12 protein-coding genes are annotated in these 12,742 nt (G+C 32.9%); 7 read left to right on the top strand and 5 right to left on the bottom strand.

Going from position 1 to position 12,742, the window contains the following annotated elements; all coding sequences use genetic code 11:
* From prfA to ABJM36_RS05515, 3 genes are all read left to right on the top strand, one after another.
* On the top strand, window positions 1-1,077 hold the full coding sequence (gene prfA, locus ABJM36_RS05525; RefSeq protein WP_348450015.1) for a peptide chain release factor 1: 1,077 nt from the start codon (window positions 1-3) through the stop codon (window positions 1,075-1,077).
* Window positions 1,078-1,170: 93 nt separating this feature from the next.
* Window positions 1,171-1,983: an orotidine-5'-phosphate decarboxylase gene (gene pyrF / locus ABJM36_RS05520; RefSeq protein WP_348450013.1), complete on the top strand. Its 813-nt coding sequence runs from the start codon at window positions 1,171-1,173 to the stop codon at window positions 1,981-1,983.
* An 11-nt stretch (window positions 1,984-1,994) separates the two neighbouring features.
* Window positions 1,995-2,804, top strand: a complete 810-nt coding sequence (locus ABJM36_RS05515; RefSeq protein ID WP_348450011.1) for a helical backbone metal receptor — start codon at window positions 1,995-1,997, stop codon at window positions 2,802-2,804.
* Here ABJM36_RS05515 and ABJM36_RS05510 read toward each other — a convergent pair.
* Together ABJM36_RS05510 and ABJM36_RS05505 are read right to left on the bottom strand one after the other, a co-directional pair.
* Window positions 2,764-2,910: a hypothetical protein gene (locus ABJM36_RS05510; protein ID WP_348450009.1), complete on the bottom strand. Its 147-nt coding sequence runs from the start codon at window positions 2,908-2,910 to the stop codon at window positions 2,764-2,766. The genes ABJM36_RS05515 and ABJM36_RS05510 overlap by 41 nt on opposite strands.
* A 132-nt stretch (window positions 2,911-3,042) precedes the next feature.
* Window positions 3,043-3,747, bottom strand: coding sequence for a DUF4197 domain-containing protein (locus ABJM36_RS05505; protein ID WP_348450007.1), 705 nt, complete (start codon window positions 3,745-3,747; stop codon window positions 3,043-3,045).
* Between the two features lie 120 nt (window positions 3,748-3,867).
* On the opposite strand from ABJM36_RS05505, the gene ABJM36_RS05500 reads away from it, so the two are divergent.
* On the top strand, window positions 3,868-5,001 hold the full coding sequence (locus ABJM36_RS05500; RefSeq protein ID WP_348450005.1) for a TlpA family protein disulfide reductase: 1,134 nt from the start codon (window positions 3,868-3,870) through the stop codon (window positions 4,999-5,001).
* Window positions 5,002-5,262: 261 nt separating this feature from the next.
* On the opposite strand, the gene ABJM36_RS05495 is transcribed toward ABJM36_RS05500, so the two are convergent.
* Together ABJM36_RS05495 and purU are read right to left on the bottom strand one after the other, a co-directional pair.
* Window positions 5,263-6,360, bottom strand: coding sequence for an OmpA family protein (locus ABJM36_RS05495; RefSeq protein ID WP_348450003.1), 1,098 nt, complete (start codon window positions 6,358-6,360; stop codon window positions 5,263-5,265).
* Window positions 6,361-6,488: 128 nt separating this feature from the next.
* Window positions 6,489-7,343, bottom strand: coding sequence for a formyltetrahydrofolate deformylase (gene purU, locus ABJM36_RS05490; RefSeq protein WP_348450001.1), 855 nt, complete (start codon window positions 7,341-7,343; stop codon window positions 6,489-6,491).
* Window positions 7,344-7,486: 143 nt separating this feature from the next.
* Between purU and ABJM36_RS05485 the strand changes: the two genes are divergently transcribed.
* On the top strand, window positions 7,487-10,924 hold the full coding sequence (locus ABJM36_RS05485; RefSeq protein WP_348449999.1) for a methylmalonyl-CoA mutase family protein: 3,438 nt from the start codon (window positions 7,487-7,489) through the stop codon (window positions 10,922-10,924).
* 277 nt (window positions 10,925-11,201) lie between these two features.
* Window positions 11,202-11,741, top strand: coding sequence for a sigma-70 family RNA polymerase sigma factor (locus tag ABJM36_RS05480; protein WP_348449997.1), 540 nt, complete (start codon window positions 11,202-11,204; stop codon window positions 11,739-11,741).
* A gap of 16 nt (window positions 11,742-11,757) precedes the next feature.
* Here the strand turns inward: ABJM36_RS05480 and ABJM36_RS05475 are convergent, their stop codons facing one another.
* Window positions 11,758-12,153, bottom strand: coding sequence for a hypothetical protein (locus ABJM36_RS05475; protein ID WP_348449995.1), 396 nt, complete (start codon window positions 12,151-12,153; stop codon window positions 11,758-11,760).
* Window positions 12,154-12,276: 123 nt separating this feature from the next.
* Between ABJM36_RS05475 and ABJM36_RS05470 the strand changes: the two genes are divergently transcribed.
* Window positions 12,277-12,720: an Lrp/AsnC family transcriptional regulator gene (locus ABJM36_RS05470; RefSeq protein WP_348449993.1), complete on the top strand. Its 444-nt coding sequence runs from the start codon at window positions 12,277-12,279 to the stop codon at window positions 12,718-12,720.
* Window positions 12,721-12,742: the final 22 nt, after the last annotated feature.

The following is a 12,742-nucleotide window of genomic DNA, read 5'->3' as shown; positions in this document are numbered from 1 at the left end:
ATGTTAGAGAAATTACAGATAGTAAAACAGCGTTTTGATGAGGTTAGCGATTTAATTATCCAACCAGATATTATTACAGATCAAAAACGTTATGTAGCGCTAAATAGAGAGTACAAAGACTTACGTATCCTTATGGATAAGCGTGAGGAATATATAGAGCTTACCAATAATTTAGCTGAGGCAGAAGAAATTATTGCGGATGGAAGTGATGCCGAAATGGTAGATATGGCCAAAATGCAATATGATGAAGCTAAAGAAGGTATTCCTGCGTTAGAAGAAGAAATAAAATTACTTCTAATACCTAAAGATCCAGAAGATTCTAAAAATGCAGTAGTTGAACTTCGTGCGGGAACAGGTGGCGATGAAGCTAGTATTTTTGCTGGTGATTTGTTTAGAATGTATACAAAATACTGTGAAGGAAGAGGATGGCGTGTAGATACTGTCGATTTTAGTGAAGGTACTAATGGCGGATTTAAAGAGATTCAGTTTGAAGTTTCTGGCGAAGATGTTTATGGAACTTTAAAGTTTGAAGCTGGTGTACACCGAGTGCAACGTGTACCGCAAACAGAAACTCAAGGTCGTGTACATACTAGTGCTGCAACCGTTATGGTGTTTCCTGAAGCTGAAGAATTTGATGTGGAAATAAATCCAAAAGATGTAAGAATCGATTTTTTCTGTTCGTCTGGTCCTGGTGGTCAGTCGGTAAATACGACCTATTCAGCAGTGCGTTTAACACACGTTCCAACCGGGTTAGTAGCACAATGTCAAGATCAAAAATCGCAGCATAAAAATAAAGAAAAAGCTTTTAAAGTATTGCGTTCTCGTTTATACGATTTAGAATTAGCAAAAAAAATGGAAGAAGATGCTGCACTTCGTGGTACCATGGTTACAAGTGGTGATAGAAGTGCTAAAATTAGAACTTATAACTACCCACAAGGACGTGTTACAGATCATAGAATTGGATTAACACTTTACGATTTGTCTAATATTGTAAATGGCGATATTCAAAAAATAATAGATGAATTACAGTTAGCTGAAAACACCGAGAAGTTAAAGGCTAATACCGATGTAATTTAACTCGAAATTCCAATAAAGGCAGGAATCCATTTCATGTAAATCTTTGTAAAAATTAGATTCTTGCTTGCGCAGGAATGACAAATACTTTTAAAATTGACAACAAACCAACTAGTCGAGCAAATCAAAAAAAAGAAATCCTTTTTATGTATTGGATTAGATGTAGATTTAAATAAAATACCAAAACATCTTTTAAAGGAAGACGATCCTATTTTTGCATTTAATAAAGCGATTATCGATGCTACACATCATTTATGTGTGGCTTATAAACCCAATACCGCTTTTTACGAAGCCTATGGTTTAAAAGGGTGGCAAGCTTTGGAGAAAACGATTAATTATATCAACGAAAATCATCCGGAAATTTTCACAATTGCTGATGCCAAACGTGGCGATATTGGTAATACCAGTACCATGTATGCTAAAGCTTTTTTTGAGGATTTAGCTTTCGATTCGGTTACTGTTGCTCCTTATATGGGAAAAGACTCTGTTGAACCGTTTTTAGCCTTTCAGGATAAACACACCATTATGCTGGCCTTAACATCAAATAAAGGTGCGTTCGATTTTCAAACTAAAGAAATTGAAGGTAAAGAAGTGTATAAGCACGTTTTAGAAACTTCAAAATCTTGGAAAAATGCTCAAAACTTGATGTATGTTGTTGGTGCTACAAAAGCAGAATATCTAGCCGATATAAGAACCATTATTCCAGATAGTTTCCTATTAGTGCCTGGTGTTGGTGCTCAAGGCGGAAATTTGCAGGACGTTTGTAAATATGGAATGAATAATAATGTAGGGTTGTTAATAAACTCATCAAGAGGTATTATTTATGCTTCAAATGAAACCGATTTTGCAAAAGCAGCCGCTTATAAGGCAGAAGCTTTACAAAAAGAAATGGAAGCTATTTTGAGTTAAAAAATCTCTATATGGAGGCTTTTAAAGATCAACTTAATAGAACAATTCACCTAAAAGACATACCAAAACGTATTATTTCGTTAGTGCCAAGTCAAACAGAATTACTGTGCGATTTGGGATTAGAATCTTATTTAGTTGGTGTAACTAAATTTTGTGTGCATCCACAACATGTTAAAATAAATGTGACTGTTGTTGGTGGGACCAAGCAAATTCAATTAGAAAAAATAATAGCACTTCAACCAGATATTATTCTTTGTAATAAGGAGGAGAATACAAAAGAAATTGTTGAAGCATGCCAATTAATTTGTGCCGTTCATGTGTCCGATATTTTTAATATTGATGATAGCGTAGCACTAATTCAACAATACGGTTCTATCTTTAATAAAGAGCAAGAGGCGCTTAAAATTTCCAATAAAATTAAAAGTGAAATGGTAGATTTTAAGGTGTTTATTCAAAATAAGCCTGTTTTAAAAGTGGTTTATTTTATTTGGAAAAATCCGTGGATGGTCGCAGCAAGTAATACGTTTATAGATTATTTACTTCAGCTTAATCAATTTGAAAATGTTTTCGCATCAAAAATGCGATATCCAGAAATCGATATTTTAGATTTTGCAACAAATGAAAACATAGAACTTGTATTACTTTCATCGGAACCGTTTCCGTTTAAAGAAACGCACCAAAAGGCGCTGCAAGAAAACTATCCAAACGCCAAAATTATTTTAGTTGATGGCGAAATGTTTTCTTGGTACGGTTCTAGACTTACAAAAGCGTTTACTTATTTTAAATCGCTCCGTTTAAATCTTCAGAATAATGCACTTTAGTTGTGTCATCTACAAAATTTGCTATTCTTCTTTCTATTTCTTTTAAGCTAATGGCTTTACTTAGGTTTGGTTTAATTTTACCAACTCTACAAAATTGTTTGTTCATAAACGTTCTTTTGTATAAAGTACGTGTAAATGAAGGTTTTAGACGTTAACTATACGTTAAAAAATCATTAATACAAAAACAAAAAAAACCGAATCGGGCGGATTCGGTTTTTTTATATTCTTATTATAACATTTAATCTTGTAAAGCAAATACTTTTTGTAATAAGTCTGTAGTTCTTGAGGATACTTTTGTTCTAATATCTTTTTCTTCAACAGCAATCATAGTAAAAACACCTTTTAAAGCTTCTCCTGTTACATAATCCGTTAAATCCGGGTTTACGTTATTCGTAAACGGGATACTATTGTATTTATTAATTAAATTAGTCCAAATCTCGTCGGCACCAACCTTACTAAACGAGTTTTTTATAACAGGATTAAATTTAGCATAAAGGGCATCTTGAGTTTTCGATGTTAAAAATTGTGTTGCTGCATCGTTATCTCCTAATAAAATATTTTTGGCATCATCAAAAGTTATGCTTTTTACGGCATCAATAAAAATAGGTGTAGATTCTTTTACAGCATCTTCAGCAGCCCTATTTAGCACTTTTAAACCTTCATCGGCTAAATTACTTAATCCAATATCACGTAATGCTTTGTCTACTTTGGTTAACTCTTCTGGCAATAAGATTTTAACTAGGTCGTTTTTAAAAAAGCCATCAGTTTGGGTAAGCTTGGTAACTTGTTTATCAATTCCTAAATCTAACGCTTGTCTTAATCCAGACGCTATTTCTGTATTGCCTATAGTTCCACTTTGTGGTAATTGGCTAACAACTTGTTGTAATTCTGCACAAGCTGTTAAATTAAATACTAAAAAAACAGCTAAAAATTTACGTATCATACTATGGGTTTTATGTTTAGACAAATATATATTTAAGTTTTTAAAGTATATTTATAAAATACTATTTTAGCATAATATTTGCATTGTTTATATTGTAATAGCAATATGTAGCCTTTAAAAATGAAATTTTATAAAATTACGTTCAGTTTTTTATTTTTATTATGTACCAAAATTGGTTTGGGACAAATAAATATTTCTGAACAAATTCAGCCTTCTTCATTGGCTAAGCAAGATACCAATTCTTTATATTTTGTCGATTTTTGGGCCACTTGGTGCGGACCATGCATTCATGTGTCTAGGTATTTAGAATCCCTGCAAGAGCAATACCCAAACAATTTTTATGTGGTATCCTTAACTAAGGAAAGTCCAGATGTTGTAGATCGTTTTATGGAAAAACATAAAATGAATTTAGCTATAGCTATTGATTATGAAGGGGAAACGTTTAAAAAAAATAATGTTCGTAGTTTACCTTACGGGATTCTTTACAACGCCTATGGTGAAGAGCTTTGGAAAGGACATCCTGCAGATTTAAAAGGTTATCAAATAGGCGGTTTTTTAAATAAAAACAAAAATACAATAGCGGTTTCTGAAATGATTAAGCTACATAAATATGAAAAATTTGTAGTAGTAGAAGAGGAAATTCAGGAGGACGAATTAATCATTACTAATTTAAATTTTGTAGAAGCTAATAACGATTTAAGAGCAAGTAAACATAAGTCTTATTTAGAGCTTAAAGGTGACTTAAAAGCCATACTGGCTTATACTTTAAATTGCCATAGAAATCAAATTCAAATTCCTGATGAATTAAATAAATCTTATGAAATACGATTTAAACTTGATTCTCGTGCTTATTTTGAGCAAACTAAAATGCTTTTAAAGAAGTTGAAATTAAAGAAAAGTGATGCAGAATTAGTAGGCGAGGTTATTGTATTCGATATAAAGGAACCTCGATTTTGGGGCGATAATGAAATTAATTGGGGGCCTGATACACCTAACTTTTTAATAGGAGATTCTGAAATTAAGGCTGATGGTGTTAGCTTGGAAGAAGTAAAATTTAAACTTATTAATTTATTAGATAAGCCAATAGTTTTGCGACATGATAATATTGATGTAAACCGTTTGCATGATTGGGATATACACTACAAATATTTCGATTTAATGGTTTCTGGAATGTGGGATAGTTATGGTATTGATGTAGCCAAGAAAAACATGAAGTACCCTAAGTATGTTATAACTAAAAGAGGTTTCTTTTAATATTTATCTTTTGTTTAGTTAATGAATTACCATGTTATCAATGTGGTGCAAAGCTTTTTCTTCACAACTCAAATAGAAATAATCATATTTCCATTCAAATAATTCATTTCTATTACTAAATGGATTTCCAGTTTACATAAGAAAACAGGAATTAGTAATAAGTAGACTAGGTTCATAAAAAAAAGCCTGTGAAAATTAATTCACAGGCTTTATATTATTTTTAAATATATTTATTTGATACTCTATTAAGAATAAATTGAATTAGTTATTGATAACTCTAAATTCGGTTCTTCTGTTTCTTTGGTGTTGATCCGCCGAACAGTCAACGCCGTTAGAACAACGGTTTACTAATCTAGTTTCACCAAAACCTCTTGCGGTTAAACGACTTCTTGAGATACCTTTAGATACTAAGTAGTTTACAACAGAATTAGCACGTTGTTGTGATAAAGACATGTTGAAATCATCGTTTCCTCTAGAATCTGTATGAGACATAATTTCAACATTTACAGGCTTGCTTTTTAATAATGCTAATAGGTTTTCGTCAATGATTTTCTTAGAAGCTGCAGTGATACGTGCGCTACCAGTTTCGTAAAATATTGGTAAAGCGTTAGCCTCAAATAAACCACAATCCACTTCTTCCCAAGTAGTAATTCCACCTTTTTTAGCTAAAACAGTTCTTGTAACAGTTTGATTTTTAGCAGGAACTGTGTTGGACCTTGTAGTAGCAGACGTTGCTAATACTTGACGTTTGATAGTTCTATATTGCGCAGGAATGTCAATTTGATCCATACGAGCTGGAGTTTTAACAACTTGCTTGGTGTATGTTCCAGGTACTTCGCTTACAGGAGTGTTACTTACTGTAGCATCTTTAGCTAAGGTAGTGAATGATACATCTCTGTATTGAGCAGGGTAACCAACAAAACAAGCTACCATACAATCTTCCTTGTTTGGAGAGTCACAAGCAGTTTCTTTATATTCCCATCCTGAAGTTGCAGGGTAAGTTTCAAAAGTTCTTGAGTTAGTTCCAAATGTAGCAGGAATGATGTTTAAGTCACTTCTTCCTTCTTTTTTGGTGTAAGGCACTTCAACTGTTTCATATACCGCAGGGATGTATACTAATTTTTTTGATGCTTCCTTAATAAGTACACGATCTTCTACAGTTTTGTATGTAGCAGGTACAATTTCTAAAGTTGTGTAAGAGGGGTGAACTTCGATAGTTTCTTGAACATCTTTAAATTCGTCCTTAGTAATACACTTTACATAACATTTCCCAGGTTCTGGGCTTGAGGGTAAGTTTTGAGCTTGAGCAAAACCTAAGCCTAATAAAAAAGTTAGGCATAAAAATAAATTTGTTTTCATAAAAATAAGAATTTAGTTAATGGGTTAATTAATCCACATCTATATGACACAGAGAATGTTAATTAGTCACTAATTTAGCGAATAAATTGCTGGTTAACCGTTAATTACAATTTTTATTTAACAAATTTTTAAGAAAAAATAACTGTCTTGTTATTGAAAACCAAGACTTTCCTATCTGCATGGAGCTTAACAGCGTTTGCTAAAACGATTTTTTCTAAATCTCTACCTTTAGCAATTAAATCGGAAATAGCATGTGCATGTGTAACCCTAGTAACATCTTGTTCTATAATAGGACCTGCATCCAATTCTTCGGTTACATAATGGCTGGTAGCTCCAATAATTTTTACCCCTCTTTTATATGCAGAATGGTAAGGCTTAGCACCTACAAAAGCAGGTAAGAAGGAATGATGAATATTAATAATTTTGTTAGGATACTTATTTATAAGTTTCCCAGAAACAATTTGCATGTATCGAGCTAAAACAATAAAATCTATTTTATGAGCTTCTAATAGTTTTAATTGCTGGTCTTCGGCTTCCGCTTTAGTATCTTTAGTGACTGGGATATGATAAAATGGAATTTTAAAATTATCTGCAATCGTTTTTAAATCTAAATGGTTACTAATTATAAAAGGTATATCTAAATTAAGTTCTCCAGAATTGTAACGCCCCAATAAATCGTATAAACAATGGTCGTATTTAGAAATGAACAAAGCCATTTTGGGTTTCTTTTCAGATGAATAAATTCTCCATTTCATCTCAAACGTGTCGGCCAACTCACTTTTAAAAATGGCTTTAAAATCATTAGTAGAAAAAGATTCTGAAGCAAACTCACTTTCCAAACGCATAAAAAATATATTTTGCTCTCTATCAACATGCTGATCAATATAAACAATATTACCGCCTTCTTTAGCTATAAAATTGGTAACCGAAGCAATAATGTTAGGTCTGTCTTTACAATGTATTAATATGGTAATCTTATTCATAATTAGTTTTAATTGGCACTAAATTTAGTTTAAAAAAGATACAAGCAAGTGTAGAGATTTAAATTTTATATTATTTATTGTAAACCATTGGGTTTTTTGAATATTTCGTAAATTGCAAGACTAATATTCCATAATCTTTACGAATGAACCAACAAGCTAAATATAAACCAAAATATAAAGTTAGAATTGTTACTGCCGCATCACTTTTTGATGGCCACGATGCCTCTATTAATATTATGCGTCGTATTATTCAGTCTACCGGAGTTGAGGTGATTCATTTGGGTCACGATAGAAGTGTTGAAGAGGTTGTAAACACGGCTATTCAAGAGGATGTAAACGCCATTTGTTTAACCTCATATCAAGGTGGGCATAATGAGTATTTTAAATATATGTACGACCTTTTAAAAGAAAAAGGAGCAGCACATATTAAGATTTTTGGTGGCGGTGGCGGTGTCATCCTTCCTTCAGAAATTAAAACCTTAATGGAATATGGTATTGCACGTATTTATTCGCCAGACGATGGTCGAGAAATGGGATTGCAAGGCATGATTAATGATTTGGTTGAACAGTCTGATTTTGCTATTGGAGACGAATTGGATGTTGATGTTAAAAACTTGAAAAACAGAAATTCAAAGGAAATAGCACGTATAATTTCTTCAGCCGAAAACTTTCCGGAAATAGCAAGGGATACTTTAGATAATATTCATTCAAAAAATAAAACGTCAAAAACACCTGTTTTAGGAATAACAGGTACAGGTGGCGCTGGGAAATCTAGTTTGGTCGATGAGTTAGTTAGACGCTTTTTAATAGATTTTCCTAATAAATCGGTTGGAATCATTTCTGTGGACCCGTCTAAAAGAAAAACTGGAGGCGCTCTATTAGGTGATAGAATTAGAATGAATTCCATAAACAATGCAAGAGTATACATGCGAAGTTTGGCAACACGGCAGTCTAATTTAGCGTTATCTAAACATGTTAATGAAGCTGTTGAAGTTTTAAAAGCTGCCGAATACGATTTAATTATTTTAGAAACCTCAGGTATAGGACAATCGGATACCGAAATTATTGAACATTCTAATGTGTCTTTATATGTAATGACGCCAGAATTTGGTGCTGCTACACAATTAGAAAAAATTGACATGCTCGATTTTGCCGATTTGGTAGCCATAAATAAATTTGATAAAAGAGGGGCGCTTGATGCCTTACGAGATGTAAAGAAACAATACATGCGTAACAATAACCTTTGGGATGTGAACCAAGATGATTTGCCTGTTTTTGGAACCATAGCTTCTCAATTTAACGACCCCGGAATGAATACGCTTTACAAAGCGGTAATGGATAAATTAGTAGAAAAAACAGAAGCAGGTTTAAAATCTACATTTACCATTTCAAGCGAAATGAGTGAAAAGATTTTTGTTATTCCGCCATCAAGAACACGTTATTTATCTGAGATTTCAGAAAGTAACAGGGCTTATAATAAAAAGGCAGATACGCAAGTTGAAGTGGCTCAGAAATTATATGGTATTTATAAAACCTTAGAATCGGTCCTTAATATTGGTTTTAATGAAACCAAACAAGAGCTCCTTGATAAACATGGATTGCATAGTGATGAGATCCTGAAACGAGTTAAGGATGATAATAAGATTTTTGTAAAACTTCTTATAGCAGAATTTGATCGCGTTAAGCTTGACTTAGACCCTTATAATTGGGAAATAATAACAGGTTGGAACATTAAAGTAAACAAGTATAAAAATCCTATTTATACGTTTAAGGTTAGGGATAAAGAAATAAAAATTGAAACCCATACCGAATCCTTATCGCATACCCAAATACCTAAAGTAGCGTTACCTAAATATCAAGCATGGGGCGATATTTTAAGATGGTGCTTACAAGAAAATGTTCCAGGAGAATTTCCTTTTACCTCAGGTTTATATCCTTTTAAAAGAACCGGAGAAGATCCGGCTAGAATGTTTGCCGGCGAGGGCGGACCAGAGCGTACCAATAAACGTTTTCATTATGTAAGTGCAGGTTTGCCGGCTAAACGGTTATCCACTGCTTTTGATAGTGTAACGCTTTATGGTAACGATCCCGATTATCGTCCAGATATTTATGGGAAAATAGGAAATGCCGGCGTCTCTATCTGCTGTTTAGATGATGCTAAAAAACTCTATTCTGGTTTTGATCTGGCACATGTTATGACATCGGTAAGTATGACTATTAACGGGCCTGCACCAATGTTACTTGGGTTTTTTATGAATGCAGCCATAGACCAACAATGCGAAAAGTATATTAAGGAAAACGGCTTAGAAAAAGAAGTTGAAGCTAAAATAGCCACGATTTACAAAGGTAAAGAACGCCCTAAGTATCATGGTAATTTACCAGAAGGTAATAATGGTTTAGGTTTAATGCTTTTGGGAGTTACCGGAAATCAAGTGTTGCCAGAAACTATATATTCTGAAATAAAGAAGACCACTATAGCTCAAGTTAGAGGAACCGTTCAAGCCGATATTTTAAAAGAAGATCAGGCACAAAACACATGTATTTTTTCAACAGAATTTGCCTTGCGATTAATGGGCGACGTGCAAGAATACTTTATTGAAAATAATGTGCGTAATTTTTATAGTGTTTCTATTTCAGGCTATCACATCGCAGAGGCAGGCGCAAACCCTATTACACAGTTGGCATTAACCTTATCAAATGGTTTCACTTACGTCGAATATTATTTAAGCAGAGGTATGGACATTAATAAGTTTGGTCCTAACCTGTCGTTCTTTTTCTCAAACGGTATCGATCCTGAATATGCCGTTATAGGTCGTGTAGCTAGAAAAATTTGGGCCAAAGCCATGAAGCATAAATACGGAGCTAATGCCAGAGCTCAAATGCTTAAATACCACATTCAAACCTCGGGTAGAAGTTTGCATGCTCAAGAAATAGATTTTAATGATATTCGTACCACCCTTCAAGCGTTATACGCAATTTATGACAACTGTAATTCATTACACACCAATGCTTACGATGAAGCAATAACCACACCAACCGAGGAGTCTGTACGTCGTGCAATGGCCATTCAACTTATAATTAATAAAGAATTAGGGTTGGCTAAAAATGAAAATCCTATTCAAGGATCGTTTATTATTGAAGAATTAACCGATTTAGTTGAGGAAGCCGTTTTATTGGAGTTTGATAGAATTACCGAACGCGGTGGGGTTTTAGGCGCTATGGAAACCATGTATCAGCGTTCTAAAATTCAAGAAGAAAGTTTGTATTATGAAACATTGAAACATAATGGCAAGTTTCCAATTATAGGTGTAAATACATTTTTAAGTAGTAAAGGATCTCCAACAGTTTTACCTGCAGAAGTTATAAGAGCAACAGAAGAGGAAAAGGAGTTTCAAATTAAAACACTAAATAATCTTCATGAGGCCCACAATTCAAAAGAATTGTTGAAGGAGCTGCAAAAGAAAGCAATTAACAACGAAAATATTTTTGAATCCCTTATGGATGTTTGTAAAGTATGTAGTTTAGGCGAGATTACTTCGGCTTTATTTCAAGTAGGAGGACAGTACCGCAGAAACATGTAAGCAGAATTCTGTGCTTTTTTTAAAATAACGTTCAGTTTTTGCATCTTTTTCAAAGCGTTTACGTCTATTATATGAATATTAAACACAATTATCATGAAAAATATAGAATGTAAATGCAACTGCGAGGGGTGTAAAACTGGAGATTGTAAAAATTGTACTTGCGAAAATTGTACTTGTAATAATTGTAATTGTTAAGTTAGACTTAAATGAAGTAATACCAACGCTAATTTTAGTAAATTTATACTAAGATTAGCGTTGTTTTTAACAAGTAGTTATTATGAACACTCAGGAAATTTGGAAATTACATGCAAACCATATTAAGTATTTTATTTTAAGTAAAGTAAAAGATGATACTATTGCCGATGATTTGGTGCAGGAAACATTTATAAAAGTACATACTAAACTAAACACTTTAAGGGACGAAAATAAGATGAAGTCTTGGTTGTTTTCTATAGCAAGACATACGGTTTTAGATTATTTTAAAAGTAAGAAGTTAGTTTACGAAACCACCGATGAAGATTTTATTTTTGAAGAACAAAAACTAGAACATTCTGAAATAGATTGCTTGCGTGGTATTATTAAAAGTTTGCCTAAAAAGTATAGGGACCCTTTGTTTTTATGCGATATAAAAGGACTTAAACAACAACTCATTGCAGATCAATTGGCATTACCCTTACCTACTGTGAAATCTCAAATACAACGTGGCAGAAAATTAATTGCACAAGGCTTTGTCGATTGTTGCGATTTTGTAATTAACGATGATGGTTTTTTAGTAGGAGAAATTAAAGACAAGGCAGACTGCAAAATGTGTCATTAATTCATCTAGAATACAATTATAAAGTTAGCATCCAAGTACTCTGTAGCTTTTTAAACTTTTTCAATTCGCTACGTAAAATAGGTAAAAAGTCTTTTCCGTTGCTATTAGAGCGCTCTAATCTATAAGAGTTTTTATAAAGTTTATTGGTTAGGCGTTTAAGAGAAGCAATGTGTCTATGTTTTCTATCTGAATAGCGTTCTCGTTCAGCATTCATGATTTCAGGAACTAATGAAACAGATTGCTGCACAATATCTCCAGAGAAATAAATATCATGATCTTCTGAACCATCTGGCTTTAAATTAGATAGGTCGTGATTAAGGTATGTAGATATGTTTTGAGATAAGGTGAAAATCTCAAGTGCTTTTTTATAAATCGGTAATTCCGATAGATTTGGTGGGGTATTGTGTAACATAATCTTTTTCTAATAGCAATTGTATCAAAATTACTCACAAGAAATGACATTTAACTTTATAATTTAAAGTAAAACTGTATATTTACTTTAATTTTTAACTTATTTATGTTAATTTTCCTTTAAATGAAAGTAGATTCGATTAACAGTAAGATTTTAAAGTGCTTACAGCTAAATGCAAGACTCTCGAATGCCGAAATTGGCAGGCAAGTTGGTATAAGTTCTCCGGCGGTTTCCGAACGTATAAAAAAAATGGAAGATCTTGGAATTATTGAAGATTATAAAGCTATTATTTCGCCTTACGAAATGGGATATCAATTTAAAGCCATCATTACATTACGTGCCTTTATGGGAAAATTAAAGCCTTTTTTAGAAAAGGTTAAAACCTATGATGAGGTTATTAATTGCTATCGCATAACGGGCGACGAAAATATTGTAATGGAAGTTGTTTTAAAAAATCAAAAACATTTAGAGTCTTTTATAGACCAACTTATTACCTATGGCGAATCTAAAACCCAAATTGTATTGTCTAGAGTGGTAAAGCAAAAGGAAGTAATAGCGGTTAAGTAAATTACAAATAAAAAAAAACGAC

Source organism: Algibacter sp. (assembly GCF_039977455.1).
Taxonomy (GTDB): domain Bacteria; phylum Bacteroidota; class Bacteroidia; order Flavobacteriales; family Flavobacteriaceae; genus Algibacter_B.
The sequence above is the reverse complement of the archived record's forward strand: the minus strand, read 5'-3'. Positions and strand labels throughout refer to the sequence as shown.

Coding starts and splice junctions, on each gene's coding strand:
- prfA (WP_348450015.1), top strand. CDS start 1: ATGTTAGAGAAATTACAGATAGTAAAACAGCGTTTTGATGAGGTTAGC.
- ABJM36_RS05515 (WP_348450011.1), top strand. CDS start 1,995: ATGGAGGCTTTTAAAGATCAACTTAATAGAACAATTCACCTAAAAGAC.
- ABJM36_RS05510 (WP_348450009.1), bottom strand. CDS start 2,910: ATGAACAAACAATTTTGTAGAGTTGGTAAAATTAAACCAAACCTAAGT.
- ABJM36_RS05505 (WP_348450007.1), bottom strand. CDS start 3,747: ATGATACGTAAATTTTTAGCTGTTTTTTTAGTATTTAATTTAACAGCT.
- ABJM36_RS05500 (WP_348450005.1), top strand. CDS start 3,868: ATGAAATTTTATAAAATTACGTTCAGTTTTTTATTTTTATTATGTACC.
- ABJM36_RS05495 (WP_348450003.1), bottom strand. CDS start 6,360: ATGAAAACAAATTTATTTTTATGCCTAACTTTTTTATTAGGCTTAGGT.
- purU (WP_348450001.1), bottom strand. CDS start 7,343: ATGAATAAGATTACCATATTAATACATTGTAAAGACAGACCTAACATT.
- ABJM36_RS05485 (WP_348449999.1), top strand. CDS start 7,487: ATGAACCAACAAGCTAAATATAAACCAAAATATAAAGTTAGAATTGTT.
- ABJM36_RS05480 (WP_348449997.1), top strand. CDS start 11,202: ATGAACACTCAGGAAATTTGGAAATTACATGCAAACCATATTAAGTAT.
- ABJM36_RS05475 (WP_348449995.1), bottom strand. CDS start 12,153: ATGTTACACAATACCCCACCAAATCTATCGGAATTACCGATTTATAAA.
- ABJM36_RS05470 (WP_348449993.1), top strand. CDS start 12,277: ATGAAAGTAGATTCGATTAACAGTAAGATTTTAAAGTGCTTACAGCTA.